The organism is Paraburkholderia sp. IMGN_8, from assembly GCF_038050405.1.
Classification (GTDB): Bacteria; Pseudomonadota; Gammaproteobacteria; order Burkholderiales; family Burkholderiaceae; genus Paraburkholderia.
The window spans coordinates 4,020,146-4,044,774 of the sequence record NZ_CP150900.1; the positions used below are offsets into that span (position 1 = coordinate 4,020,146).

General features: G+C 62.3%; 23 protein-coding genes, 1 tRNA gene and 1 pseudogene. 14 read left to right on the forward strand and 11 right to left on the reverse strand.

From position 1 onward, the window contains the following. Positions 1–64: 64 nt before the first annotated feature. The 6 genes from ispE to hisC all read left to right on the forward strand — a co-directional run bounded on the left by ispE (position 65) and on the right by hisC (position 4,747). Positions 65–946, forward strand: a complete 882-nt coding sequence (gene ispE / locus WN982_RS18235; protein WP_341313307.1) for a 4-(cytidine 5'-diphospho)-2-C-methyl-D-erythritol kinase — start codon at positions 65–67, stop codon at positions 944–946. 52 nt (positions 947–998) lie between these two features. Next, positions 999–1,075, forward strand: a tRNA-Gln gene (locus tag WN982_RS18240). 46 nt (positions 1,076–1,121) lie between these two features. Next, positions 1,122–2,078, forward strand: coding sequence for a ribose-phosphate pyrophosphokinase (locus tag WN982_RS18245; protein ID WP_006048037.1), 957 nt, complete (start codon positions 1,122–1,124; stop codon positions 2,076–2,078). A gap of 161 nt (positions 2,079–2,239) precedes the next feature. Further along, positions 2,240–2,860, forward strand: a complete 621-nt coding sequence (locus tag WN982_RS18250; RefSeq protein WP_341313308.1) for a 50S ribosomal protein L25/general stress protein Ctc — start codon at positions 2,240–2,242, stop codon at positions 2,858–2,860. Between the two features lie 141 nt (positions 2,861–3,001). After that, positions 3,002–3,604, forward strand: coding sequence for an aminoacyl-tRNA hydrolase (gene pth, locus WN982_RS18255; protein ID WP_341313309.1), 603 nt, complete (start codon positions 3,002–3,004; stop codon positions 3,602–3,604). A gap of 63 nt (positions 3,605–3,667) precedes the next feature. Next, entirely contained in the window at positions 3,668–4,747 is a 1,080-nt protein-coding gene (gene hisC / locus WN982_RS18260; RefSeq protein WP_341313310.1) for a histidinol-phosphate transaminase, read from the forward strand. Positions 4,748–4,830: 83 nt separating this feature from the next. Here hisC and WN982_RS18265 read toward each other — a convergent pair whose 3' ends face one another. From WN982_RS18265 to rsmD, 3 genes are all read right to left on the reverse strand, one after another. Further along, the gene (locus WN982_RS18265; protein WP_341313311.1) at positions 4,831–5,088 is read right to left on the reverse strand and encodes a YfhL family 4Fe-4S dicluster ferredoxin; all 258 of its coding nucleotides are present in this window, start codon (positions 5,086–5,088) and stop codon (positions 4,831–4,833) included. Between the two features lie 63 nt (positions 5,089–5,151). Then, positions 5,152–5,667, reverse strand: coding sequence for a pantetheine-phosphate adenylyltransferase (coaD, locus tag WN982_RS18270; RefSeq protein ID WP_341313312.1), 516 nt, complete (start codon positions 5,665–5,667; stop codon positions 5,152–5,154). Between the two features lie 112 nt (positions 5,668–5,779). After that, positions 5,780–6,394, reverse strand: coding sequence for a 16S rRNA (guanine(966)-N(2))-methyltransferase RsmD (gene rsmD / locus WN982_RS18275; RefSeq protein WP_341313313.1), 615 nt, complete (start codon positions 6,392–6,394; stop codon positions 5,780–5,782). Between the two features lie 240 nt (positions 6,395–6,634). Between rsmD and ftsY the strand changes: the two genes are divergently transcribed. After that, positions 6,635–7,759, forward strand: coding sequence for a signal recognition particle-docking protein FtsY (gene ftsY, locus WN982_RS18280; protein ID WP_341313314.1), 1,125 nt, complete (start codon positions 6,635–6,637; stop codon positions 7,757–7,759). Positions 7,760–7,826: 67 nt separating this feature from the next. On the opposite strand, the gene maiA is transcribed toward ftsY, so the two are convergent. After that, on the reverse strand, positions 7,827–8,471 hold the full coding sequence (gene maiA, locus WN982_RS18285; RefSeq protein WP_341313315.1) for a maleylacetoacetate isomerase: 645 nt from the start codon (positions 8,469–8,471) through the stop codon (positions 7,827–7,829). Between the two features lie 24 nt (positions 8,472–8,495). Next, on the reverse strand, positions 8,496–9,194 hold the full coding sequence (locus WN982_RS18290; RefSeq protein ID WP_341313316.1) for a fumarylacetoacetate hydrolase family protein: 699 nt from the start codon (positions 9,192–9,194) through the stop codon (positions 8,496–8,498). Positions 9,195–9,411: 217 nt separating this feature from the next. On the opposite strand from WN982_RS18290, the gene ybiB reads away from it, so the two are divergent. Both ybiB and WN982_RS18300 read left to right on the forward strand, forming a co-directional pair. After that, positions 9,412–10,383 (forward strand): DNA-binding protein YbiB, encoded by a 972-nt coding sequence (ybiB, locus tag WN982_RS18295; RefSeq protein WP_341315838.1) that lies wholly within the window; start codon positions 9,412–9,414, stop codon positions 10,381–10,383. A gap of 512 nt (positions 10,384–10,895) precedes the next feature. Continuing rightward, positions 10,896–11,879 (forward strand): annotated as a pseudogene (locus WN982_RS18300) (2-isopropylmalate synthase); the annotation flags it as partial. Positions 11,880–12,095: 216 nt separating this feature from the next. On the opposite strand, the gene WN982_RS18305 reads toward WN982_RS18300, so the two are convergent. Both WN982_RS18305 and WN982_RS18310 read right to left on the reverse strand, forming a co-directional pair. Further along, complete coding sequence (locus WN982_RS18305) at positions 12,096–12,479, reverse strand: nuclear transport factor 2 family protein (protein ID WP_341313317.1); 384 nt, start codon at positions 12,477–12,479, stop codon at positions 12,096–12,098. Positions 12,480–12,522: 43 nt separating this feature from the next. Then, positions 12,523–13,086, reverse strand: coding sequence for an acyloxyacyl hydrolase (locus WN982_RS18310; RefSeq protein ID WP_341313318.1), 564 nt, complete (start codon positions 13,084–13,086; stop codon positions 12,523–12,525). 365 nt (positions 13,087–13,451) lie between these two features. Here WN982_RS18310 and rpoH point away from each other — a divergent pair, with 365 nt between their 5' ends. From rpoH to cydX, 5 genes are all read left to right on the forward strand, one after another. Further along, positions 13,452–14,387 carry an RNA polymerase sigma factor RpoH gene (gene rpoH, locus WN982_RS18315; protein WP_341313319.1) on the forward strand — a complete coding sequence of 312 codons (936 nt, stop codon included), beginning with the start codon at positions 13,452–13,454 and terminating at the stop codon, positions 14,385–14,387. A 334-nt stretch (positions 14,388–14,721) separates the two neighbouring features. Next, entirely contained in the window at positions 14,722–14,982 is a 261-nt protein-coding gene (gene cydP / locus WN982_RS18320; protein ID WP_341313320.1) for a cytochrome oxidase putative small subunit CydP, read from the forward strand. After that, positions 14,972–16,564, forward strand: coding sequence for a cytochrome ubiquinol oxidase subunit I (locus tag WN982_RS18325; protein WP_341313321.1), 1,593 nt, complete (start codon positions 14,972–14,974; stop codon positions 16,562–16,564). The genes cydP and WN982_RS18325 overlap by 11 nt, the downstream gene beginning before the upstream one ends. Positions 16,565–16,601: 37 nt before the next feature. After that, on the forward strand, positions 16,602–17,738 hold the full coding sequence (cydB, locus tag WN982_RS18330; RefSeq protein WP_341313322.1) for a cytochrome d ubiquinol oxidase subunit II: 1,137 nt from the start codon (positions 16,602–16,604) through the stop codon (positions 17,736–17,738). A 28-nt stretch (positions 17,739–17,766) separates the two neighbouring features. Beyond that, entirely contained in the window at positions 17,767–17,883 is a 117-nt protein-coding gene (gene cydX / locus WN982_RS18335; RefSeq protein WP_341313323.1) for a cytochrome bd-I oxidase subunit CydX, read from the forward strand. Positions 17,884–18,000: 117 nt separating this feature from the next. Here the strand turns inward: cydX and nagE are convergent, their stop codons facing one another. The 4 genes from nagE to nagA form a co-directional block, all read right to left on the reverse strand. Further along, on the reverse strand, positions 18,001–19,782 hold the full coding sequence (gene nagE / locus WN982_RS18340) for an N-acetylglucosamine-specific PTS transporter subunit IIBC (protein WP_341313324.1): 1,782 nt from the start codon (positions 19,780–19,782) through the stop codon (positions 18,001–18,003). A 93-nt stretch (positions 19,783–19,875) separates the two neighbouring features. Then, on the reverse strand, positions 19,876–22,440 hold the full coding sequence (ptsP, locus tag WN982_RS18345) for a phosphoenolpyruvate--protein phosphotransferase (protein ID WP_341313325.1): 2,565 nt from the start codon (positions 22,438–22,440) through the stop codon (positions 19,876–19,878). A 39-nt stretch (positions 22,441–22,479) separates the two neighbouring features. Next, positions 22,480–23,487 carry an SIS domain-containing protein gene (locus WN982_RS18350; protein WP_341315839.1) on the reverse strand — a complete coding sequence of 336 codons (1,008 nt, stop codon included), beginning with the start codon at positions 23,485–23,487 and terminating at the stop codon, positions 22,480–22,482. Beyond that, the gene (gene nagA / locus WN982_RS18355) at positions 23,480–24,583 is read right to left on the reverse strand and encodes an N-acetylglucosamine-6-phosphate deacetylase (RefSeq protein ID WP_341313326.1); all 1,104 of its coding nucleotides are present in this window, start codon (positions 24,581–24,583) and stop codon (positions 23,480–23,482) included. The genes WN982_RS18350 and nagA overlap by 8 nt, the downstream gene beginning before the upstream one ends. Positions 24,584–24,629: the final 46 nt, after the last annotated feature.

Genomic DNA, 24,629 nt, shown 5'->3' on the forward strand with positions numbered 1-24,629 from the left:
CCTCGCCTGTTCGCGCAACCTTGACGCTTCTTTGGCGCCGCTTTGGCGCATGTAGCCCAGACTCATGATCGAAACGACCGACGCGCTGCGCGATTGCCTCGCGCCAGCGAAGCTGAACCTCTTCCTGCACATCACCGGCCGACGCCCGGACGGTTATCACACGCTGCAAACGGTCTTCCAGTTACTCGACTGGGGCGACACACTCCATTTCACCCGGCGCAACGACGGCCTCGTCACACGCAGCACCGAGATCGCTGACGTCCCACCAGAGCACGACCTCACTGTTCGCGCAGCAACACTCCTGAAAGCGCATACGGGCTCGCCGGAAGGCGTCGACATCGAAATCGAGAAGCGCCTGCCGATGGGTGCGGGCCTGGGTGGCGGCAGCTCCGACGCGGCCACCACACTGCTTGCGCTGAACCGCCTGTGGAAGCTCCATCTCCCGCGCCTTGAGTTGCAGGAGCTGGCGCTGAAGCTCGGCGCCGACGTGCCATTTTTTATTTTTGGGAAAAATGCGTTCGCACAGGGTGTCGGAGAAGCATTAGACGTTGTACAATTGCCGCCGCGCCATTTCCTGGTAGTGACGCCGAGGGTTCATGTTCCGACTGCAGCGATTTTTTCCGAAAAAGCGTTGACAAGAGATTCAAAACCCCTCACAATTACGGACTTTCCTGCAGAACTTAGCTGCAACACTGAATGGCCGGAAAGCTTCGGCCGGAATGACATGCAGCAGGTTGTCGTAGGGAAGTACGCGGAAGTAGCGCGGGTGCTGCGGTGGTTTGAAAACATCGCGCCAGCGCGGATGTCTGGATCAGGTGCAAGTGTATTTGCAGCGTTTCGTAGTAAAGCTGAAGCAGAAGCGGCGCAAGCCAAGCTGCCAGCCGAATGGAACAGCGCAGTGACTGCCGGCCTCGATCAGCATCCACTCTTTGCTTTCGCGTCATAAGTTTTGCATCGTCGAACGAAACTCCACGTTCGGCGGAGCTTAAAGTTAGTGTAGGGGAGTCGCCAAGCTGGTTAAGGCACCGGATTTTGATTCCGGCATGCAAAGGTTCGAATCCTTTCTCCCCTGCCAAAAATTCTCGCATTTCCCCTCGCCCCCAGCCTGAAGTAGGTGCACGATGAGCAGCCATGACGGCCTGATGGTTTTTACTGGCAACGCAAATCCCGCGCTTGCACAGGAAGTCGTCAAAATCCTCGGTATTCCCCTCGGCAAAGCAATGGTTAGCCGTTTCTCGGACGGTGAAATCCAGGTCGAGATTCAGGAAAACGTGCGTGGCAAGGATGTCTTCGTCCTGCAGTCCACCTGCGCGCCGGCGAATGACAATCTGATGGAACTGATGATCATGGTCGATGCGCTCAAGCGCGCATCCGCTGGCCGGATCACCGCGGCCATCCCCTACTTCGGTTATGCCCGCCAAGATCGACGCCCGCGTTCGGCGCGCGTCGCCATCTCGGCGAAGATCGTGGCGAATATGCTGGAAATCGCCGGCGTCGAGCGGATCATCACGATGGATCTGCACGCCGACCAGATTCAAGGCTTCTTCGACATCCCGGTCGACAACATCTACGCTACGCCCGTGCTGCTCGGCGATCTGCGCAAGCAGAACTATGAGAACCTGCTGGTCGTGTCGCCGGACGTCGGCGGCGTGGTGCGTGCCCGGGCATTGGCCAAGCAACTGAATTGCGATCTCGCGATCATCGACAAGCGCCGCCCCAAGGCGAACGTTGCCGAAGTGATGAACATCATCGGTGAAGTCGAAGGCCGTACCTGCGTGATCATGGACGACATGGTCGACACCGCCGGCACGCTCTGCAAGGCAGCTCAGGTTTTGAAGGAACGCGGTGCGAAGCAGGTGTTCGCTTACGCTACCCACCCGGTTCTGTCGGGCGGTGCAGGCGAGCGTATCGCAGCTTCGGCACTCGACGAACTCGTTGTCACCGACACGATCCCCCTCGGTGAAGAAGCCCGCTCGTGCGCCAAGATCCGTTCGTTGACCAGCGCCGGCCTGCTTGCCGAAACGTTCTCGCGGATTCGCCGCGGCGATTCGGTGATGTCGCTGTTCGCTGAAAGTTAAGTATTTGCGAGGGCGCAGCGCGTTGCACTATCGCACGCTGCGCTTTTGCACAATCGGCATGAACGAACGAAGGTTCGTGCCGCCGTTCTGGGGCCTCAGCCATAATGGCTTGCGGGCCCCGTTTTTACTGCCTGGTCGCGGGCAGTGCATTGGAGATTCAAATGAAAGTAGTCGCTTTCGAGCGTAACCTGCAAGGTACGGGTGCGAGCCGCCGCCTGCGTAACTCGGGCAAGACCCCGGGTATCGTATATGGCGCTGGTGCTGAAACGCAATTGGTCGAACTGGACCACAACGCGCTGTGGCACGCGCTGAAGAAAGAAGTTTTCCACTCGTCGATTCTCGACCTGGAAGTCGGTGGCAAGTCGCAACAGGTTCTGCTGCGCGACGTGCAATACCACCCGTTCCGTCAGCTCGTGCTGCACGTGGACTTCCAACGTGTCGACGCGAAGAAGAAGCTGCACACCAAGGTGCCGCTGCACTTCATGAACCAGGAAACCAACCCGGCAGTGAAGCTGTCGAGCGCGGTGATCTCGCACGTCCTCAACGACATCGAAATCGAGTGCCTGCCGTCGGCACTGCCGGAATTCCTCGAAGTCGACCTCGCGAAGATCGAAGCCGGTCAATCGCTGCACGCGAAGGACATCGTCCTGCCGGCAGGCGTCGCGCTGGTTGCTCACGTTGAAGCAGAAAACCCGGTCGTCGCTGCTGCAACGATCCCGGCTGGTGCAATCGCTGAAGGCGACGCCGCTGCTGCAAGCGAAGGCGAAACGCCGGCTGCTTAAGCTGCGCTGAGCGAGCAATCCTCTCGATCCGTTTCAATGAAACGGTCGATGTGACCCGCCGAGGTTCGCCCCGGCGGGTTTTTTTTCGTTTTTTTCAGCCCGGTTGCGTTCGGCATCCGGGCCAGATGGACCCACGCAATCATGATCAAGCTGATCGTCGGGCTCGGCAATCCGGGCGCCGAATACACTGCGACGCGTCACAATGCCGGCTTCTGGCTGGTCGATCAACTGGCGCGCGAAGCACGCACGACGCTGCGCGACGAGCGGCGCTTCCACGGCTTCTACGCGAAAGCGAGGCTTCATGGCGAAGAAGTGCATCTGCTGGAACCGCAGACGTTTATGAACCGCTCGGGTCAGTCGGTCGTTGCGCTCGCACAGTTCTTCAAGATCCTCCCTGACGAGATTCTGGTCGCCCACGACGAACTCGATATGCCGCCAGGCGGCGTCAAACTGAAGCTTGGCGGCGGCAGTGGCGGTCACAATGGGCTGAAAGACATCACCGCCCATCTGTCGTCGCAACAGTATTGGCGGCTGCGGATCGGCATCGGTCATCCGCGCGATCTGATTCCCGAAAGCGCGCGCGCCGGCGCGAAGCCGGATGTCGCCAATTACGTGCTGAAACCGCCGCGGCGGGAGGAACAGGACGCGCTCGATGCGTCGATCGAACGGGCGCTTGCCGTGATGCCGCAGATTATCAAAGGCGAACTCGAACGCGCGATGATGCAGCTGCATCGCAATTCCTAAGGCCCTCACCTACACGCACCTGCACCCGCCGCAACGCCGCATAGCTACCGACAGGAGATTCGCTTGAGCCGCTATTGGAGTGACATCGTTCACCGTCTGACGCCGTATGCGCCGGGCGAGCAGCCCGCGCTCGCGCATCCGGTGAAACTGAACACCAACGAGAACCCGTATCCGCCGTCGCCGCGCGTGGTCGAAGCGATCCGCCAGGAACTAGGCGATGCGGGCGAGTCGCTAAGGCGCTATCCCGATCCGACCGCACGCAAGCTCCGCGAAACAGTTGCCGCGTATCACGGTATTCGCCCGGAGCAGGTGTTCGCGGGCAACGGCTCGGACGAAGTGCTGGCGCTCACCTTTCAGGCGTTGCTGAAGCACGATGAGCCGCTGCTGTTTCCGGATATCACGTACAGCTTCTATCCGACGTACGCGCGGCTGTTTGAGGTCAACTATCGGACTGTCGCGCTCGACGACGCCTTCGCGATCAATGTCGACGATTACGCGGCGCCTAACGGCGGCGTGTTGTTCCCGAATCCGAATGCACCGACGGGACGTCCTCTGCCGCTCGCCGATATCGAGCGTCTGGTGGCGAGAAACACCGATTCGGTCGTGGTGATCGACGAGGCCTATGTCGATTTCGGCGCCGAATCGGCCATCAAGCTGATTGACCGCTATCCGCATCTACTGGTGGTTCAAACGGTATCGAAGTCGCGTTCGCTCGCCGGGATGCGTGTCGGCTTCGCGTTCGGCAATCCGGAGTTGATCGACGCGCTAAACCGCGTGAAGGACAGCTTCAACTCGTATCCGCTCGACCGACTGGCACAAGTTGCGGCGATCGCCGCGTACGAAGACTACGCCTGGTTCCGCCGCAATTGCGCCAAGGTGGTTGCGAGCCGTGAGCGGCTGGCCGCAGGGTTGACGGCGCTGGGCTTCGAGGTGGTGCCGTCGGCGGCGAATCTGCTGTTCGCGCGCCACAAAGGCTACGACGCAGCGACGCTCACGGCACGGCTAAGGAAAAAGGAAATTTTCGTGCGCCATTTCAAGGCGCCGCGAATCGACCAGCATTTGCGGATCTCGGTCGGCACCGACGCCGAATGCGACATCCTGCTGAACGCGTTGCGCGACATTTTCAGCGCTTACGTCGGGTAACAACGCGCCGCCCGAACAAGGGCGAAGGGCGAAGGGCAAAGCGCGACGCAAAAACCGCGGCGAGGCGAGCGCCTCGCCGTTCATCACGCGCCCTTCGCGGCCTGCAACGCGTGGTACTTCGCCATCAACCCTTGCGGCGTTTCCAGGTGCTGCGGGTCGCGCGGAATGCACTCGACCGGACACACCTGAATACACTGCGGCTCGTCGAAATGGCCAACACACTCGGTGCATTTCTTCGGGTCGATCACGTAGATTTCCGGGCCCATCGAAATCGCGTCGTTCGGGCACTCGGGCTCGCACACGTCGCAATTGATGCACTCGTCGGTAATCATCAAGGCCATGCTTCTCTCACTTCGCGCCGGCCGGAGCCGACTTTCATCCGTCGAACCGATAGTTTACGCCGGTTACGGTTGCGCGGCCGAAGCGCCGTTATCCTGATCCAGCGCAGCAACCTTTTCCTTCAGCCATTTTTCGACCGACGGGAACACGAATTTGCTGACATCGCCGCCCAGTTGCGCGATTTCACGCACGATCGTGCCCGAGATGAACTGGTATTGATCGGACGGGGTCATGAACATGGTTTCGACGTCCGGCAACAGATAACGATTCATGCCGGCCATCTGGAACTCGTATTCGAAATCCGACACCGCGCGCAGGCCGCGCACGATCACCCGTGCGTTATTGCTTCGGACGAAATCCTTTAGCAGGCCCTTGAAGCTCATCACCTGAACATTCGGGTAGTGGCCGAGCACTTCATGGGCAATGTCGAGGCGCTCTTCGAGCGTGAAGAACGGCTTTTTGTTACGGCTGTCGGCAACGCCCACCACCAGCGTGTCGAAAATACTCGACGCGCGTCGAACGAGGTCTTCGTGACCGCGCGTCAGCGGGTCGAACGTGCCCGGGTACACGGCGACTACCATGAGACTTCTCCTCTCTTCAGACAAATGGGCACGTCAAAGCGTCCACGCGACGCATTTGGCACCGACCGCGCGCGTGACGGCAAACTGTCCGGCGCTTGTTATGGAACGCGCATTATTCCTCATTTTCGCGCTGCAGCAAATGAAAGTGGACAGCACCCGCTTTGCCTTGCCGCACGATTTCCCATCCGGCGAGCGCCTTGTTCCCATCGAGCTCGAGCGCGGCGCCCGCTTCGACATACAGAAAGCCATGCGCGCTCAGCAACGGCACGGCCAACGCGAGCGCCTGGTCGAGCAGATCGTCGCCGAACGGCGGATCGAGAAATACTACGTCGAACGATCCGGGTGCGAGACTCGCGGCAAGCCGCAAGCCGTCTGCCTCCGCGATTTCGATCGTGCGCGCCGACAGGCGCTCCTGGTTCGCGCGCAGCTGGCTCGCAGCCCGCGCATTGCGCTCGACCATCAACACCCGTGCCGCGCCGCGCGAGGCCGCCTCGAAGCCCAGCGCGCCGCTACCGGCGAACAGATCGAGGCAACGCTGGCCGTCCAGACGTTGACCGAGCCAGTTGAACAGCGTTTCGCGCACGCGGTCGGGCGTAGGCCGCAGACCGTCGAGGTCGAGTACGGGCAGCGGCGTGCGCTTCCAGTCGCCGCCGATGATACGGATAGCGTGCGCTTTGCCGCCTTTGGATGAAGCGCCGTGGGCGCGTGAAGGTGCGGAACGGGGCATGCAGTTTCGATAACGTAAAAAAGCGCCCGCCACGTCGATGCGGGCGGGCCGGAGCGCCAACGTTACCACAGGGACGCGCAGCGTCCAGCCTGGCCGTTCGGCCTATACGACGCGTAGCGGCGCGCCTGATAAAATGTGCGGCTTCCAGCGCCTTGCATCCCGCATCGCAACGCTGCCTGCCGCTCCTGCCGGTCTTGTGCCGGCTGCGCGCATCGGCGCGCGCTCTCACCACGCCAGATCATGTTCAGCTTTTTCAAACGATTCAAGGGTTCGAAAGAGTCCGATAACGCGCCAGAAGAATCGCAGACGGCGCCGGAAGGCTTAGCGCCCGAGACCGCCGTAGAGGCGCCGGCAGCGCCCGCGGTGCAGCCGGCAGCCACTGCGCCGGCAAACGAGCCGCAGCCTGACGAGCTCACGCCGGAAACCGTCGAAATCGTCCCGCCGCCGGTACAGGACGCGGGTGCGAAGCGATCCTGGCTGACGCGCCTGAAAACCGGCCTGTCGAAGACGAGTTCGAGCCTGACCGGTATTTTCGTCGGCACGAAGATCGACGAGGACCTGTACGAAGAACTGGAAACCGCGCTGCTGATGTCGGATGCGGGCGTCGACGCTACCGAATTCCTGCTTGAATCGTTGCGTGAGAAAGTGCGCGCCGAGCGCCTCACCGACCCGCAACAGGTGAAAACGGCGCTGCGCACGCTGCTGGTCGGTCTTCTCAAGCCGCTGGAAAGCTCGCTGATGCTCGGCCGCGCGCAACCGCTCGTGATGATGATCGCCGGCGTGAACGGCGCGGGCAAGACCACCAGCATCGGCAAACTCGCCAAGCATCTGCAGAGCTTCGATCAATCGGTGCTGTTGGCCGCGGGCGATACCTTCCGCGCCGCCGCGCGCGAGCAACTGGCTATCTGGGGACAGCGCAACAACGTGACGGTGGTGTCGCAGGAAAGCGGCGATCCGGCAGCGGTGATCTTCGACGCGGTCGGCGCCGCCCGTGCGCGCAAGATCGACGTGCTGATGGCCGACACCGCCGGCCGTCTGCCGACCCAACTGCACCTCATGGAAGAACTGCGCAAGGTGAAGCGCGTGATCGGCAAGGCGCAAGACGGCGCGCCGCACGAAGTGCTGCTGGTGATCGACGCGAACACCGGCCAGAACGCGCTCGCCCAGGTGAAAGCGTTTGACGATGCGCTCGGCCTCACCGGCCTGATCGTGACCAAGCTCGACGGCACGGCCAAGGGCGGCATTCTTGCGGCGATCGCGCGGCAGCGTCCGATTCCGGTGTACTTCATCGGCGTCGGCGAAAAGGTTGAGGATTTGCAGCCGTTTAGCGCGGAAGAGTTTTCGGACGCGTTGCTGGGCGCTTGAGCAACCGGGCAGCGCAAACCAAAAAGGGCGCTCCGCGGAGCGCCCTTTATTCATTCAAGCAACAACCTCATTCCGCGTCCGGCTGCGCACCGGGCGCCGCACGCGCGAACGCATCGAGTTGCATCGCGTGATCGTAGATGCGCTGAATCGTCGGGAACCGCGCGGTGTCGATCTTGAAGCGCTGCGCGTTGAACACCTGCGGGATCAGGCAGGCGTCGGCCAACGTCGGCTGATCGCCGAAGCACAGTTTGCCGGTGCGCGAATCGCCCGCCAGATGCGCATCGAGCGTCGTAAAACCCGCCTCGACCCAATGCCGGTACCACGCGTCCTTCGCGTCGTCGTCGAGGCAGAGCGTGTGCTTCAGGTACTTCAGCACGCGCAGGTTGTTCAGCGGATGAATCTCGCACGCGACCTGCAACGCCACCGAGCGCACATACGCGCGATCGGCCGGCGCCGCCGGCAGCAGCGGCGGCTCGGGATGCGTTTCCTCCAGATACTCGATGATCGCCAGCGACTGCGGGATCACTTCGTTGCCGTCGACGAACGTCGGCACGATACCGTCCACATTCACCTTGCGATACTCGGGCTTCAACTGCTCGCCGCCGTCGCGCACGAGGTGCACGGGCACGTAGTCGTACGCCAGGTTCTTCACGTTCAGCGCGATGCGCACGCGATAGGACGCCGAGCTACGGAAATAGCTGTAAAGCTTCATGTTGTGTGTCTCCTCCGCCCGTATTCAGACCACGCGTACGCTGAACTCGCCAATTCCGTCCACGCCACCCTTCATCAGGTCGCCCTGCACCACCGCGCCGACGCCTTCCGGCGTGCCGGTGAAAATCAGATCGCCCGGTTGCAGTTCAAACAGCGTCGACAGATACGCGATCGTCTCGCCCACCGACCAGATCAACTGCGACACGTCCGAGCTTTGTTTTTCGTCGCCGTTCACCGACAACCAGATCGCGCCCTTGTCGACATGTCCGACTGCGGCCACCGGATGAATCGGACCGATTGGCGCCGAATGATCGAAGCCCTTCGCGATATCCCACGGACGACCCAGCTTCTTCGCCTCGGCCTGCAGATCGCGGCGCGTCATGTCGAGCCCCAGCGCATAGCCATAGACGTGGTCGAGCGCGCTCTCGGCGGGAATGTTCTTGCCGCCCTTGCCGATCGCCGCCACCAGTTCCATCTCGAAGTGCACGTTCTTCGATTGTGACGGATAGGGGAATTCGCCGGTCGCGCCAGGCGCCACGTACAGCACGGCATCGGCCGGCTTGGTGAAGAAGAACGGCGGTTCGCGGTCGGGGTCATGTCCCATCTCACGCGCGTGCGCCTCGTAGTTGCGGCCCACACAGTAGATGCGACGTACCGCGAACTGCTCGCTGGACCCCACGACCGGCACCGCAACCACCGGTGCGGGTGCAAATACGTAACTCATCCCGTTCTCCGTTTTTTGAATTGTGCCGCCAGCGCAGCGATAAAATATTAAGTGTAACGCGCTGGCAAGCACGACGCGCATTGAGACGCACGGCCGGCTGCGCCGGCGCATCGTCTCGCGAGATCGCCATAGATGCGATACTCACGCTGAATAGTGTCCTTTGAATACGGTGGCCGACCGCTCTGAAGCGGCACGCCGCCCCGTCACACTGCGCCCGATGACTGACTCCGCCGATACCGCCATCCCCTTCCCCTGTGCCCGCTTCATCAAGGAAATCGGCCGCGGCCCGAACGGCGCCCGCGCACTGAGCGCCGAGGATACCCGCGCGCTCTATGGCGCAATGCTCGACGGCCGCGTGTCCGACCTCGAACTCGGCGCGGTGCTGCTCGCCTATCGCGTAAAGGGCGAAACAGCAGACGAACTCGCCGCGATGCTGGCCGGCGCGCACGCGTCGTTCGAACCGATTCATTTGCCGCACGGCGCGTTCCGGCCCGTTTCGATCCCGAGTTACAACGGTGCGCGCAAACAGCCGAATCTCGTGCCGCTGCTGGCGTTGCTGCTGGCGCGCGAAGGCGTGCCGGTGCTGGTGCACGGCATCACCGAAGATCCGGGCCGAGTAACGAGCGCTGAAATCTTCACGCATCTGCAAATTCCGCACGCGCAAAACCACGCGGATATCGAAGACGGTCTCGCGGAGCGGCGTCTCGCATTCGCGCCGATCGGCGTGCTCGCACCCAGGCTGGCGCGGCTCCTCGCTTTGCGTCGCCGTATGGGCGTGCGCAATTCGACGCATACGCTCGTAAAGATCTTGCAACCGTTCGCGCCCGCCGGCCTGCGACTCGTGAACTACACGCATCCGCCGTATCGGGACAGTCTTACGCAACTGTTCAACACGCATCCGGACGCCGCGGCAGGCGGCGCCCTGCTTGCGCGCGGCACCGAAGGCGAAGCGGTAGCCGACACGCGGCGTCAGGTACAGGTCGACTGGCTGCACGACGGCATCTGCGAAACGCGCGTGCCGCACGAGCGTTCGTCGCCCGATGCGCCTGACGTCGAGTTGCCCGAAGCACGCGACGCTCCCACCACGGCCGCGTGGATCGACGCCGTGCTGCGTGGCGAAGCGCCAGTGCCGAGCGCAATTTCGCGGCAAGTCGAACTGATCGTGGACGTCGCGAAAACGCCTGTGTGACGGGCGTTGCGCGACCATGATGCGATCTTTACAGCAACGCTCGCCGCGCAAAACGTAAAGACAGCCGGTTGACACGGCGGCGCCCGCTGTCATACATTCAACCCATGCGTTCCCTTCCGAACACCCCCCGAATTACCTCCGGCCGCCTGGCGCGGCCCCTATCGCTACGTCTAGCGTAAGTCAGACGTAGCGCCGCGCGTTGGCAGCTCAGGTTGCTCTAAGCGCGGTCTTCAAGGCAGTTCCTCGCAGTTACCGTTTCACTCCCGACCGTAGTTCTTCACAACCTGTAGTCGTTTGCATTCGTCCGTTTACCGCTCGGACGAATCGCGAGGGTCAAATGCACGTTGCATGGGCATCATCCACGTCCGTTTTCGTCGTCGCCATGACGTTTTTTGTTCGCGCCCGTTCGTTGTTGCCGCTAGCAATCGGCCGGCGGACCGTGCACCTGTGGCAGCCCGCCAACCGCTCGACGCCACACCCTTTCGCTTACGACAAATCGAACGAGGCTCATCATGTTGCGCAATCCCGCTGAAAAATACCGTCCCTTTCCCGCCGTGCGCCTGACCGGCCGAAAATGGCCGGGCCGCACGATCAACCAGGCGCCGATCTGGATGAGCACCGATCTGCGCGATGGCAATCAATCGCTGATCGAATCGATGAACGCCGCGCAGAAGCTCGAATTCTTCGAAATGCTGGTGGCGATCGGCTTCAAGGAAATCGAAGTCGGCTTTCCGTCGGCCTCGCAAACCGACTTCGATTTCGTGCGCAAGCTGATCGACGAGCACCGCATTCCCGACGATGTGACCATCGAAGTATTCGTGCCGGCACGCGCCGAGTTGATCGCGCGGACTTTCGACTCGCTCGAGGGCGCACCACGCGCCATCGTGCATCTGTACAACGCGATCTGTCCGTCGTTTCGCAAGATCGTCTTCAACCAGTCGAAGGACGAAATCAAGGCGCTGGCCGTCGAAGGCACGCTCGTCATCAAAGAGCACGCGCAGGCGCGGCCCGCCACGCGCTGGACGTTCCAGTATTCGCCGGAAACCTTCAACATGGCCGAGCTCGCCTTCGCGCGCGAAGTGTGCGACGCGGTTGCGCAGACGTGGCGGCCCACGCGCGATCACAAGATGATCGTCAACCTGCCCGCGAGCGTCGAGGCCGCGACGCCGAACGTGTTTGCCGATCAGATCGAATGGATGGACCGCAACCTCAGCTACCGCGACAGCATCGTGCTGTCAGTGCATCCGCATAACGATCGGGGCACCGCGGTGGCCGCGGCGGAACTCGCGCTGCTGGCGGGTGCGGACCGCATCGAAGGGTGTTTGTTCGGCAACGGCGAGCGCACCGGCAACGTAGATCTTGTGACGCTCGCAATGAACCTCGATACGCGAGGCATCGACCCGGGCCTCGATTTCTCCGATATCGATGCAGTGCGGCGCATGGTCGAGCGCTGCAACCAGATTCCGGTGCATCCACGCCATCCGTATGCGGGCGATCAGTCAGGAAAAGCTGTCATGGCGGGAGGCACGCCGGCCGTGCCCGATGCCGTGGACCAGGATCACGTGTTATCGATGGAAATGGACCACCGCGTGGTGGCCTGACACGGCCTGACGTTGCGTCAGGCGCGGCACACCCCGCCCGCGCCCCGCTGCTGGCCGCTCACAAAGCGCAACCGGCGAAACGCGGCGAGCTCACGAGGCTCGCCCAACGGCTCACTCGATCGCGCAACGCGTCGCCTGCCAGGCGATCAGGCGCCATTGCCCATCTTCCTGCGTATGGATCGCCGTGTATGCAATCGGAAACAGCAACGCCCCGTTATTCGCTTCCATCTCGATCAGCGCCCGCCCGGTGACGACGCAGGTCTCTCGCCCGACCGGCAGCACCTCTTGCGACTGCACCTCGATCTGCCGATAGCGGCGGCGCCCCGCTGTAATGCCGTCGATGAACTGCCGCTTCGTTTCGCGCTTGCCGTTCGTGTGGACATAGCTCACGTTCTCCGCGAGCAGCGTATCGAGCGACGGCCCGTCGCCGTCTACCATCGCGCGAAAGCGCTCGCGCTCGAGCCCGCGAATCGCTTCGATCATTTTTGCCGCCATTGCTCAGCCCCTCGCACCGATGAGCCGAACGCGGCCACGGTCGTCAGAAGTTATATTGCAAATATAGCTGGCTGAAATTTATACCAGGATTCGGCTCTTTGATACCGCCATTGGAAATATGCTGGAACCGGTAGCCCGCCAGATACTGCTGGTGGCTGCCGAATTGCACGCCGACGCCCGCCGTCTCGGCGAACTGGAAAGCCGTCCCGAGGCTGAACGACGTAGAAATTCTGGGACTCGACAGCAGCCGGATGCCCGCACCCGCTTCAATATAAGGGCGGATCGAGCCTGAACCCTTGATGAAACGGATGATCGGCGTCACGCCGATTTCGCCGATGTTGCTGTGTACGTCCCCTTCGTTCGTATGCCACCAGGCCAGGTGCGCTTCGCCGATCAGCGAGAAGTGCCAGTCGCCGATCTGCCACCACGTCAGATTCGGATCCCAGACGAAGCCGAGATCGAACTTTTTCACATGGTGATCCGCCACGCCCGCGGCGACTTGCACCCCGAACTGATCGGCCGCGGCCAATCCCGATATCCCAAACAACGCAGCCGCAGAAGCGACTTTTAGAGCCAGACCACGCAAAGCCTTTTTTTTGTTCTTCATCGAACACCCAAAGCTATGGTCAAACGTTGATGATGTTTTACAGTCTCGCCTATTCTAAATACAAATCGGATCTGGCGCTTCGTATGAAGAAACCAAAATTTTTGCAATTAGTCACTTCAATTTTAGAAAATATCGGTCACTTATAAGTATGAAGATGACTTGCCAGGGTAAATCCTACGGCTTGCACACAGCCGGCAGCAGGAGCGTATCATGGCTATTGAATTCAGAATTTCAATAGCAAAAGACGGAACCTGGATGACCCTACGCCCTCTAAGTATTAGCACTCGGGAAATCAGAGTGCTAACATCCAACGCTGGAGTCGATCCCTGACCACGCTTTTGTCTGATTCCAAAGGAGTTTCCTACGTGAGCCATGCAATGACCCTTCCGAATACTCTGAGCCCGTTGTCGGCTAAGGCCGCTTCGGCAGGTGCGCTGGCGCTCTCGCATTCCTCGCTGCTGCCCGGTCAACTGGGCAATATCGACGCCTACATCCAGGCCGTAAATCGGATTCCGATGCTGACGCCGGCGGAAGAGCGCCAGTTCGCCACCGAATTTCGCGAGCAGGACAATCTCGAGTCCGCGCGCCGTCTCGTCCTGTCGCATCTGCGGCTGGTCGTGTCGATCGCGCGCAACTATCTCGGTTATGGCCTGCCGCATGCCGACCTGATCCAGGAAGGCAATATCGGCCTGATGAAGGCCGTGAAGCGCTTCGACCCGGAGCAGAACGTGCGCCTCGTGTCGTACGCCATGCACTGGATCAAGGCTGAGATCCACGAGTACATTCTGCGCAACTGGCGCATGGTGAAGGTCGCCACCACCAAAGCGCAGCGCAAGCTGTTCTTCAACCTGCGCAGCCACAAGCAGGGCTTGGGCGCATTCACGCCGGACGAGATCGAAGGTCTCGCCAAAGAGCTGAACGTGAAGCGCGAAGAAGTGGCCGAGATGGAAACGCGGCTGTCCGGCGGCGATATCGCGCTGGAAGGTCAGGTCGAAGACGGTGAAGAGTCGTACGCGCCGATCGCCTATCTGGCCGACTCGCATAGCGAGCCGACCGCCGTGCTGGCTTCGCGTCAGCGCGACAAGCTGCAAAGCGACGGCATCGCCAGCGCGCTGGAATCACTGGACGCCCGTAGCCGCCGCATCATCGAGGCACGCTGGCTGCATGTGGAAGACGACGGCTCGGGTGGCTCGACGCTGCACGAACTGGCTGACGAATTTGGCGTGTCGGCGGAACGTATTCGCCAGATCGAGGCGAGCGCAATGAAGAAGATGCGCAGCGCATTGGCCGAATATTCGTAACACATAAAGACATTCAGAACGCCGGCTTGCCCGGCGCGATGTTTAGTCGCAAAGCCCTGCCCTCGCAAGACGGCAGGGTTTTTTTCTGCTCGCGCACCGGAACGCTCGTCCACGCGCAAACTCACAACGAACACGCCCACCGAGTGTGCTTTTCTTGACGTACCACAAACTTCATCGCAATACTGCTCAACGGGGCGATGCTCGCGACCCAATGCCGCAGCGCCAATTCACGCGTGCAAGGTCACTGCTCCTAAAATCGGGATGCACTCGCCAGACCGCAGAAGCGGCCTGGTTCCAGCCGGAATCACCGGCGTGAAGTCGCCTTCGACCGATCATGACCATAGCCCTCAATCGCAATAACAGCCCCCGTCCGGGCCTGCGCAAGCGGCTCGCCGGCTGGGTGCGCGGTCCGACGCTGGCGCGGGATATCGCCATCGTCCTCGCCATCAAATTCGCATTGCTGATGGCGCTCAAATACACGTTCTTCAGTCATCCGCAGGCGGAGCATATGTCGCTGCCGCCTGAGCAAGTCGCGCAGGCGCTGCTGTCCGTGCCTGCCTCGCATCCGTCCCAAGGTGATCAACATGCCCGTTAGCGAAGTCGTAGAACTGTCGCGCCTCCAGTTCGCCATCACGGCGCTTTATCACTTTCTGTTCGTACCGCTCACGCTCGGCCTGTCCTGGCTGCTGGTGATCATGGAATCGGTCTATGTGATGACCGGCAAGCAGATCTACAAGGACATGACCCAGTTCTGGGGCAAGCTCTTCGGCATCAACTTTGCGATGGGCGTCACCACGGGCCTGACGCTCGAATTCCAGTTCGGCACCAACTGGTCGTACTACTCGCACTACGTCGGCGATATTTTCGGCGTGCCGTTGGCTGTCGAAGGCCTGATGGCATTCTTCCTCGAGTCGACGTTCGTCGGGCTGTTCTTTTTCGGCTGGAAGCGGCTCTCGAAAGTGCAGCACGTGACCGTCACATTCCTCGTCGCACTCGGCTCGAACCTGTCCGCGCTGTGGATTCTGGTGGCCAACGGCTGGATGAACAATCCGGTCGGCGCCGAATTCAACTATCAGACGATGCGCATGGAACTCGACAGCATCTTCTCGGTGCTGTTCAACCCGGTCGCGCAGGTCAAGTTCGTGCACACCGTATCGGCCGGCTATGTGACGGCGTCGATGTTCGTGCTCGGCGTGTCGTCGTGGTATCTGCTCAAACGCCGCGACACCGAATTCGCCTTACGCTCGTTCGCGATCGCCGCGGGCTTTGGCCTCGCGTCGACGCTGTGCGTGATCGTACTCGGCGACGAATCCGGCTACCGTACCGGCGAAGTTCAGCAAGTGAAGCTGGCCGCGATCGAATCCGAATGGGAGACGGCGCCCGCCCCCGCACCGTTCACGATCTTCGGCATTCCGAACCAAAAGGAAGAACGCACCGACTACGCTATCCGGATTCCGTATGCGCTCGGCCTCATCGCAACGCGCTCGATCGACGAACCGGTGGTCGGCCTGAAAGAGCTGATGGCGCAGAACGAAGTGCGCATCAAGAACGGCATGCTGGCCTACGCCGCGCTGCAAAAGCTGAAACAAGGCGACGCAACCGACGATGCCAAAGCCGCCTTCGACGCGCACAAGAAAGACCTCGGCTACGGACTGATGCTCAAGCAGTTCACCGCCAACGTCACCGATGCAACGCCGGATCAGATTGTCCAGGCCGCCAAGAAGACGATCCCGCCGGTGGCGCCCGTGTTCTTCTCGTTCCGCCTGATGGTCGGCCTCGGCATTCTGTTCCTCGCGACCTTTGTGCTGGCGTTCTGGTTCTGCGCGCAGCGCTCGCTGCTGCTGGACAAGCGCCGCTGGTTCCTGCGCTGGGCTGTATGGGCGATTCCGCTGCCGTGGCTCGCCGCTGAATTCGGCTGGATCGTCGCGGAAGTCGGCCGTCAACCGTGGACCATCGCCGGCATTCTGCCGACTGCATTGTCCGCGTCGAGCCTGACGCCGACCGATCTGTATCTGAGTATCGCCGGCTTCGTGGTGTTCTACACGGTGCTATTCATCATCGAAATCATGCTGATGTTCAAGTACGCGCGGCTCGGGCCTTCGTCGCTGCATACCGGGCGCTATCACCACGAACAACAGCCGCTGAATCAGCCGCTGCCGACCAACACGGCCGCATGATTCGCCGCCAAGCCGTTTTAAGGGAAAAATCATCATCATGGATTACGCAACCCTCAAACTGATCTGGTGGGTGCTGATCGGCGTACTGCTGATCGGCTTCGCGCTCACCGATGGCTTCGACATGGGCGCGGCGATTCTGCTGCCGTTCATCGGCAAGACCGACGCCGAGCGGCGCATCGTCGTGAACACGGTCGGCGCGACGTGGGAAGGCAATCAGGTGTGGTTCATCACGGCGGGCGGCGCGATGTTCGCCGCGTGGCCGCTGGTGTATGCAGCGTCGTTCTCCGGCTTCTACTTCGCGATGCTGCTGGTGCTGTTCTCGCTGTTCTTCCGGCCGGTCGGATTCGACTACCGCAGCAAACGCGAAGACCCGCGCTGGCGCAGCGCGTGGGACTGGGCGCTGTTCGTCGGCGGTTTTGTGCCGGCGCTGGTGTTCGGCGTCGCGTTCGGCAACCTGCTGCAAGGCGTGCCGTTCTCGTTCGACACCGATCTGCGCGTCACGTATCACGGCGGTTTCTTCGCGCTGCTCAACCCGTTTGCGGTGTTGTGCGGGCTCGTCAGCGTGTCGATGCTGGCCGCGCACGGCGCGGCGTTCGTGAAGATGAAGGCGGACGGCATCGTTGCGCAGCGCGCGTCGGTGGCGCTGCGGATTGCCTCGCTCGTCTGCGTGGTGTTGTTCCTGATCGCCGGCGCACTGATCGCGACGATGATCGGCGGCTATCAGATCGTCGACGCGGCGCCGTTCGATACGGTCGCCAATCCGCTGCTGAAAAACGTGCTCGGCGCACCGGGTTTGTGGCTCACCAACTACGCGACCTATCCGTGGATGGCGATTGCGCCGGTGGCGGGTGTGGTCGGCGGCGCGCTGGCGTTGCTGCTGGCGCGCTCGCGCTTCGAAAAGAGCGCCTTCCTGTCGACCTCGCTGATGATTATCGGCGTGATTCTCACGGCCGGCTTCTCGATGTTCCCGTTCATCATGCCCTCCTCGCTCGACGGCCGCAGCAGTCTGACGGTATGGGATTCGACCTCGAGCCGCATGACGCTGCAGATCATGCTGATCGCCGTGGTCGTCTTCCTGCCGCTCATCCTGATCTATACGAGCTGGGTATATCGCGTGATGCGCGGCAAGGTGACCGCCGCGGCGCTCGAAGAGAATAAACATTCGATGTATTGAACAGGAATACGATTAACAGGAGTTTGTGATGTGGTATTTCAGCTGGATTCTCGGTATTGGTGTGGCGCTCGCGTTCGGTGTCGTCAACGTGATGTGGCTCGAATCGCGCCGGCCTTTGGAAACGGGAAAACACAAGACGCACTAATATCCCTGCAATACGGGCATCGGTAAACGCAAAAGCGGCACCTTGATTCAAGATGCCGCTTTTTTATTGCAGCGTTACCGGAAGGAAAGCGCCGCAGGCCGCTCCCTTAGCCCGGCATCACGCCGGCAAAGGCGTCGCACCGCCCACTGCCGGCAGACGCGTCGCCAACTGTTCGGCATAACGCGATGCAGCGTCGCCGACTACGATGTGGAACGTGTCGGCCGAGACCCATGCGGTATCGAGCGCAGCCAGACGCTGACGATCGACCGCCGACGGATCGCGCACCACGACACGCAGACGCGTCGCCGCCACGGCGTCCAGCGACACCACATTGCCCGCACCGCCGAACACAGCGAGCCAACGCAACGGATCGGGGTCGAGCGGACCGCCTTGAGCGCCCGTTGCTGCCGTCACAGGCGCGGCAGAGGCAGCCGGTGCAGCAGATGCAACAGCGGCAGCCGGCTTCACGGCATCACCGCCACCTTGCGCGATCACTGTACGAATCTCATCGGCGATGATGTCCGCCTCCGGTCCGATGATCACCTGCACGTTAGTCGAGCCGCGCTTGAGCACACCACGCGCGCCGATCGTCTTCAGGTCGCTTTCCGAGACCTTGTTGGAATCGACCACAGACAGACGCAGACGCGTCGTGCAGGCATCCACCAGCGACAGGTTCGATGCGCCGCCCAGCGCAGCGATATAACGCTGTGCGCGCGGCACGACCGCGCCGGCAGCCGGCGAGACGTAACCGCCGGTCGTGAACGATTCGACCTGTTCATCGGCGGCTGCGGGTTCGCGGCCCGGCGTCGCCATATTGAACTTGCGGATGAAGAAGCGGAACAGACCGTAGTACGCCACCGCATACGCGAGGCCGATAGGAATCGCCCACCAGCCCTTGGTCGACAGGCCATAGTTCAGCACGTAGTCGATCGCGCCTGCGGAGAACGTGAAGCCGAGGTGAATCCCGAGCGCCGAGCAGATCGCGAGCGACAGGCCGGTCAGCAATGCGTGGATTACATACAGCACCGGCGCGAGGAACATGAAGCTGAATTCGATCGGCTCGGTCACGCCCGTCAGGAACGACGTGAGTGCCATCGAGAACAGCAAGCCGCCGACCACCGCGCGGCGTTCCTTCGGCGCTTCATGGAGCATCGCCAGACACGCAGCCGGCAGGCCGAACATCATGACCGGGAAGAAGCCCGTCATGAACGTGCCCGCGGTCGGGTCGCCAGCGAAGAAGCGATGCAGGTCGCCCGTCACAGCGGCGCCGCCCGGCGGCGTGAAGTTGCCGAACACAAACCACGTCAGCGAGTTCAGGATGTGATGCAGCCCCGTCACGAGCAGCAAGCGGTTCAGCACGCCGAACACGAATGCACCGATCGCGCCTGCGGTCGTTAGCCAGTGTCCGGCGAGGTCGATGGCGGCCTGCACAGGCTGCCAGACATAGCCGAGCACGATACCTATCGCCAGACACGCGACGCCCGTGACAATCGACACGAAGCGTTTCCCTCCGAAGAATGCGAGGTAGTCGGGCAGCTTGATGTCCTTATACCTGTTGTACAGCAAGCCCGCGACGATACCTGCCAAGATCCCGGACAACACGCCCATGTTGAGCTTGTCGTTGATGTCCTTCATCACCGCGATTTCGATCAGGTAACCGATCGCGCCCGCGAGCGCCGCCACGCCGTTGTTGTCTTTCGCGAAACCGACCGCCACACCGATCGCGAATAGCAACGGCAGGTTGTCGAAAATCGCGCCACCGGCGTCGGCGATCATCTTGATGTTGAACACATCGGGTTGGCCCAGTCGCAGTAGCAGGCCGGCAACCGGCAGCACCGCGATCGGCAGCATCAGCGCGCGTCCCAGGCGCTGAATCTTCAGAAACGGATTCCCATCCATTGATACCTCCAATCCTTTGTCTCGTCGTCGATCGTCGTCGAGTTCTAGCTTGACGTGTTTATGTTGCGAAGCTGGTTGCGGACCGTGTGGGGTTCAGTCCAGAGGCCAGGTTTCGCGGCTCACTGCTCTTACCGCCTGTGCCGACTCGAGCGCCAGCGCATCCTGCGCGCGTTGACGGCACAGCTGATAATCGAGATTGCGCACCCGCGCCTTGATGCCCGGCACCGACACCGGATCCACCGAGAGTTCGGTCACGCCGAGGCCGACAAGCAGCGGCATCGCAAGCGGATCGCCCGCCAGTGCGCCGCAGACGCCGACCCATTTGCCATGCTTGCCGGCGCCCTGCACGGTCGCCGCGATCAGCCGCAGCACCGCCGGATGCAAGCCGTCGGCTTGCGCCGCGAGATCGGCCTGGCAGCGGTCCATGGCGAGCGTGTATTGCGTCAGATCGTTGGTGCCGATCGACAGGAAGTCCGCGTGTTGCGACAGTTGATCGGCGAGCAAGGCCGCCGACGGCACTTCGATCATCACGCCGACTTCGATCGGCTCGGTACGGCCCAATTCGCGTGCGAATTCGTCGATACGTTTGCGGATGCGGATCAGTTCGCCGACATCGGTCACCATCGGCAGCAGGATGCGCACGGCGCCGAGCGGTTGCACAGCGAGCAGGCCGCGCAGTTGGTCGTCGAGCAGGTCCGGGCGCACTTGCGCGAGGCGGATGCCGCGCAGCCCAAGCGCCGGATTCGGTTCAGGCGGGAGCGTCAGGTAATCGACTTCCTTGTCGGCGCCGACGTCGAGCGTGCGAATGATCGCGGTGCGGCCGCTCAACGCGTCGACGATTGCCTGGTAGCTCTGACGATGTTCGTCGATAGTCGGCGCCTGCGCGCGGTGAATGAACAGCAGTTCGGTACGCAGCAAGCCGACGGAATCGGCGCCGTTGTCGACGGCGGTTTTCGCGTCGTCGAGCGTGGCGATGTTGGCGGCGACTTCGATCGCGCGGCCATCGGATGTGACGGCGGCTTGTTGCGAAGTGCGGCGGTTCGCTTCGCGCACACCGGCAAGGCGGCTACGCTCCAGACGTGCACGTTCGACGTCGAGTTCGGTCGGTGCGAACTCAAGGCGGCCGTTGGTGGCGTTCACCACCACTTGCGTGCCCTCGGGAATGGCGCGCAATGCGTCGCCGACTGCCACCAGCGCAGGAATGCCTGCTTGACGCGCGAGAATCGCCGCATGCGAAGTCGCGCCGCCACGCGCCATCACCAGCGCGGTGACGCGCGAGCGATCCAGCGACGACAGATCCGACGGCGTAAATTCCTCGGCTGCCAGCACGGCTTCTTCGGGCAACGTGCGCGCCGCCGCGTTTGAATAACCCAACGCGCGCAGCACGCGCTTTTCGATGTCACGCAGATCGGCGGCACGTTCGGCGAGCAACGCGTCTTCGATCTTCATCAGGATGACGATCTGTGCGCGGATCGCTTCGCGCCATGCAAAGCCGGCGCTCTTGCCGAGGCTGATCAGATCGCGCGCGGCGTCGAGCAAGGTGGGGTCTTCGAGCAGCACGCGATGCACCGCGAAAATCCCCGCCTCGCCGACCGCGCCGCGTTGCGACGCGTCGCGCACGGTCGTGCCGAGATCCGCATCGACAGTGGCGATGGCCTTGTCGAGCAGACGGCTCTCAGCCGCAGACGTGCCGTTCGCTTTTTCCGGCGGATCGATATCCCCGTCGTCCCAACGCACCAGCTTGCCCACCGCAACGCCCGGCGCCGCGCACACGCCCGCGAGCGTATTCGGCGCCAGCGGTTCGCCCACTGCGCGCACGACCTGTTGCGGCGCCGGCGAGCTCTGGCGCGCCGGTTTTTCTTCGACTTCGCCGTGCGCTTCGCGCGTCAATTCGTGGGCAATCGCTTCGACTGCGGCTGCCGCTTGCGGACCTACGCCAAGCAACTCGACAGTCGCGCCTTCACCCGCACCCAGACCGAGCAAACCGACCACGCTCTCGATCGCTGCTTTGCGCCCTTCGTAACGCACTTCGACGCGCGCATCGAAACCGCGCGCCGCTTCACGAGCACGCGCAGCCGGCCGTGCATGCAAACCGCCCGCGTGGACCAGCGTGACTTGCTGACGCGCTTCTTCTGTCACGTTGGTGGCGCTCGCCTGCCGCGCGGCCTCAGCCGCCATGCCGCCGCGCGCGCGCAGCACCAGCAGCGGCGTTTCGCCCGCCTTCAGCATACCGCCTTCGACGCGTTCGACGATCTCGAACGCATCCGAATTGGCAATTGCGATCACCGACACGAGACTCGGCGCATTCAACGCGACCTGGTCCTGATCGAACTCGATCAACACGTCGCCAGTACGCACGTGCGCGCCTTGCGCGACCATCGGTGCAAAACCCTTGCCGTTCAGTTCGACCGTATCGATACCGATGTGCAGCAAAATTTCCACGCCCTCAGCGGTGGCCAGCGTCACAGCGTGACCGGTGCGCGCGAGATGGGTGACGGTGCCGTCGCACGGCGCGACGAGCCGGCCCTCGAGCGGATCGACGCCGATGCCGTCGCCGAACATGCCGCCCGCAAACACAGGGTCGGGTACGTTCGCCAGCGGCACGACAGGACCGGTCATCGGCGCGAGCAAAACAATATGGCCTTCAGAATGGCTCATCAAGCGGGACTCCTCGACACGTCGCATCTGATTTCTCGATCAGTGAGTTTCGGTGACTTTGTTGAGATGGCGTGGCGCATCGGGATTGCGCCCGCGCGCGGCGGCTAGCCCCGCGGCCATCACATAAAAGGACAGGATCGCGGCGATCGGATCGAGCGCCGCATGAGCGGTGGTGGCAAGCGGCAAGCTTGCTTCGGGCACGTCGTCCGGCGCGGCGAGCAACACACGGGCGCCGCGCGCCTGCATGTCGCGTGCGAGTTGCAGCAAGCCGGCTTGTTCCGGTCCGCGCGGTGCGAATACCAGTAGCGGATAGTCGCGGTCGATCAGCTCCATCGGACCATGACGCACTTCGGCGCTCGAAAATGCTTCCGCCTGGATGCCGGAGGTTTCCTTCAATTTCAGCGCGGCTTCCTGTGCAATCGCGAGACCCAGACCACGGCCGATCACGATCATCCGTTCGATGCCGCGCAATTCGTCGATCGCTTTCGACCAGTCGAGCTTGCCCGCCGTCCGCAACGCATCGGGCAAGGTGCGCAGCGCGCCGAGCAACGCTTCGTCCTGCTGCCAGTGCGCGACCAGTTGTGCGGAAATCGACAGCATCGCGATATAGCTCTTGGTGGCCGCGACGCTCAGTTCAGGACCGGCGACGAGCGGCAGATGCCATTCGCACGCATCGGCCAACGGCGAGCTGGGGGCATTCACCGCGGCGACGGTCAACGCGCCGGCATTGCGCAGCGCTTGCATCGTGCCGACCAGATCTGGGCTCTTGCCTGACTGCGAGAACGCCAGCGCGAGCTGATCGCGCACCCGCAGCGGCGCTTGCTGGAGCGTCGCAACCGACATCGGCAGCGACGCCACCGGCACGCCGATGCGGCTCATCGTCAGGCTTGCGAAGTAACTCGCTGCATGGTCCGAGCTGCCGCGCGCGACCGTCAGCGCAACATGACGCGGCTGCTCCGCGAGCCTGGCCGCCAACGCCTCGACGCGCGAGGTATCCGTGAGTTGCGCGGCGACCGTTTCAGCGGACGCGAGCGCTTCGTTAAGCATATTCGACAATCGATTCCCCTTCGACGTAAGTCGCGGTCAACGCCAGTTCACGGTCGAATACGACCACATCGGCCCACGCGCCACGCGCGATGCGGCCGCGGTCTTCGATGCCGAGGTAGTCGGCGGCATAGCGCGACAAACGATTTGACACATCGGCGATCGGCAAGCCGATCGACACAAGATTGCGCAGCGCCTGATCCATCGTCAGGGTGCTGCCGGCGAGCGTGCCATCGGCGAGACGTACGCCGCCGAGACACTTCGTCACATGCTGGCTGCCGAGGCGATATTCGCCGTCCGGCATGCCGGTGGCCGAGGTGCTGTCCGTGACCACATACAAACGCGGAATCGCGCGCAACGCAGCGCGGATCGCACCCGGATGGACGTGCAGCAAATCGGGAATGATTTCGGCGAACTCGGCGTGCGCGAGCGCTGCGCCGACGAGGCCGGGGTTACGGTGATGCAGCGGCGACATCGCGTTGAACAGATGCGTGAAGCCACATGCGCCGTGCTTGAGCGCAGCGACGGCGTCGTCGTACGTGCCGAGCGAATGACCAAGTTGCACGCGCACACCACGCGCCGCCATCTCGGAGATGATCTCCATGTGGCCGGCAATTTCAGGCGCCAGCGTGACCACGCGAATCGGCGCGATCGACAGATACTTCAGCACTTCGTCCATCACCGCCGAAACCGCGGCGTCCGGTTGCGCGCCGAGCTTGCCGGGATTGATGTACGGCCCTTCCAGATGCACGCCGAGCACGCGCGAACCGCCCGGCGTGCGGATACGCGCCACGTCGCCGAGGCCCGCGACCACGCGCATCAGTTCGTCGCGCGGCGCAGTCATCGTGGTGGCGAGCAGGCTGGTCGTGCCGTAATGCGCATGCGTGCGGGTAATGGTCTCGATCGCATCGCCGTCTTCCATCACGTCTGCGCCGCCACCGCCGTGCACGTGCAGATCGATGAAGCCGGGCAGGATGTACGGCGCGTCGTTCGTCGACGGATCGACGCGTTCGCCGGTCAGCGCCGTGATGCGGCCGTTTTCATATTCGAGCGTGCCGTGAATCCACCCATCGGTGGTGAGTATGTTTCCGGTCAGCATGAGTCTCTCTGGTGAGGCGTGATACGGGGTGTGACAGAATCGCGGG

Coding starts and splice junctions, on each gene's coding strand:
- ispE (WP_341313307.1), top strand. CDS start 65: ATGATCGAAACGACCGACGCGCTGCGCGATTGCCTCGCGCCAGCGAAG.
- WN982_RS18245 (WP_006048037.1), top strand. CDS start 1,122: ATGAGCAGCCATGACGGCCTGATGGTTTTTACTGGCAACGCAAATCCC.
- WN982_RS18250 (WP_341313308.1), top strand. CDS start 2,240: ATGAAAGTAGTCGCTTTCGAGCGTAACCTGCAAGGTACGGGTGCGAGC.
- pth (WP_341313309.1), top strand. CDS start 3,002: ATGATCAAGCTGATCGTCGGGCTCGGCAATCCGGGCGCCGAATACACT.
- WN982_RS18265 (WP_341313311.1), bottom strand. CDS start 5,088: ATGGCCTTGATGATTACCGACGAGTGCATCAATTGCGACGTGTGCGAG.
- coaD (WP_341313312.1), bottom strand. CDS start 5,667: ATGGTAGTCGCCGTGTACCCGGGCACGTTCGACCCGCTGACGCGCGGT.
- rsmD (WP_341313313.1), bottom strand. CDS start 6,394: ATGCCCCGTTCCGCACCTTCACGCGCCCACGGCGCTTCATCCAAAGGC.
- ftsY (WP_341313314.1), top strand. CDS start 6,635: ATGTTCAGCTTTTTCAAACGATTCAAGGGTTCGAAAGAGTCCGATAAC.
- maiA (WP_341313315.1), bottom strand. CDS start 8,471: ATGAAGCTTTACAGCTATTTCCGTAGCTCGGCGTCCTATCGCGTGCGC.
- WN982_RS18290 (WP_341313316.1), bottom strand. CDS start 9,194: ATGAGTTACGTATTTGCACCCGCACCGGTGGTTGCGGTGCCGGTCGTG.
- ybiB (WP_341315838.1), top strand. CDS start 9,412: ATGACTGACTCCGCCGATACCGCCATCCCCTTCCCCTGTGCCCGCTTC.
- WN982_RS18305 (WP_341313317.1), bottom strand. CDS start 12,479: ATGGCGGCAAAAATGATCGAAGCGATTCGCGGGCTCGAGCGCGAGCGC.
- WN982_RS18310 (WP_341313318.1), bottom strand. CDS start 13,086: ATGAAGAACAAAAAAAAGGCTTTGCGTGGTCTGGCTCTAAAAGTCGCT.
- cydP (WP_341313320.1), top strand. CDS start 14,722: ATGACCATAGCCCTCAATCGCAATAACAGCCCCCGTCCGGGCCTGCGC.
- WN982_RS18325 (WP_341313321.1), top strand. CDS start 14,972: ATGCCCGTTAGCGAAGTCGTAGAACTGTCGCGCCTCCAGTTCGCCATC.
- cydB (WP_341313322.1), top strand. CDS start 16,602: ATGGATTACGCAACCCTCAAACTGATCTGGTGGGTGCTGATCGGCGTA.
- cydX (WP_341313323.1), top strand. CDS start 17,767: ATGTGGTATTTCAGCTGGATTCTCGGTATTGGTGTGGCGCTCGCGTTC.
- nagE (WP_341313324.1), bottom strand. CDS start 19,782: ATGGATGGGAATCCGTTTCTGAAGATTCAGCGCCTGGGACGCGCGCTG.
- ptsP (WP_341313325.1), bottom strand. CDS start 22,440: ATGAGCCATTCTGAAGGCCATATTGTTTTGCTCGCGCCGATGACCGGT.
- WN982_RS18350 (WP_341315839.1), bottom strand. CDS start 23,487: ATGCTTAACGAAGCGCTCGCGTCCGCTGAAACGGTCGCCGCGCAACTC.
- nagA (WP_341313326.1), bottom strand. CDS start 24,583: ATGCTGACCGGAAACATACTCACCACCGATGGGTGGATTCACGGCACG.